General features: G+C 50.1%; 1 protein-coding gene. It reads right to left on the reverse strand.

The annotated features are described in order from the left end of the window. Window positions 1-480: 480 nt before the first annotated feature. A partial coding sequence (locus TRM7615_RS26095) for an integrase core domain-containing protein (protein WP_235824220.1) occupies window positions 481-679 on the reverse strand: 199 nt, incomplete at its 5' end.

Raw genomic sequence — 679 nt, forward strand, 5'->3', positions numbered from 1 at the left:
GAGAACTCGTAAAACAGTGCCGCCTGCGCTTCCTGCTTGGGTCCCATCATCGCCAATCCTCCCAATCAATAAGAGAATTGAATCAGCAGATCATGCCTCGATCAAGTATCAGTTTTTCAACAAAATCGGCTCGTAGCGGACCTCCGCTGTGTCATGCTTGGATGACTGGTGTCAGCCCAAAGCGGACATGGTGCCTAGAAACCACTTTGACAAAAGCGGACCTTCGCTGCGGGTGCGATGCCGAGTGCCACGAACGGCAGCTACGCCCAAGAACCGGACTCTACAAATTTCGCTGGACGGCATAGAGCGGGCGCTGCCAAGCGTTCTCAATGCACGTCCGGATTTTTTACCCACTGTGAGTGCGTTCGATACATAAGAGCTGGCAACTCATTGGAGTTTGTGAAATCTTTAGAACACCTCATGATTGCAAACTTCTTTGGTAAATAGTGTACCCGACAAAATCTTTATCGAAAAACTGATTCATATTTCAGGCGTTGCCACCTGGCATGACAACGTGATCAGCCCCACCTGAGTGGTCCGGTTTGATTGTTGGTGCATGATTGGCCTTTGGTCCATCTGGACGATGGTTTCGGGCGCTGGCGGGCGATAACCTAGGGCACTATGTGGACGTTTCGTGTTGTAGTTTTTTCTCCATTGTTCGATCAGGATTTGTGCTTCG

The sequence above is a fragment of the Falsiruegeria mediterranea M17 genome (assembly GCF_900302455.1).
GTDB classification, from domain to species: domain Bacteria; phylum Pseudomonadota; class Alphaproteobacteria; order Rhodobacterales; family Rhodobacteraceae; genus Falsiruegeria; species Falsiruegeria mediterranea.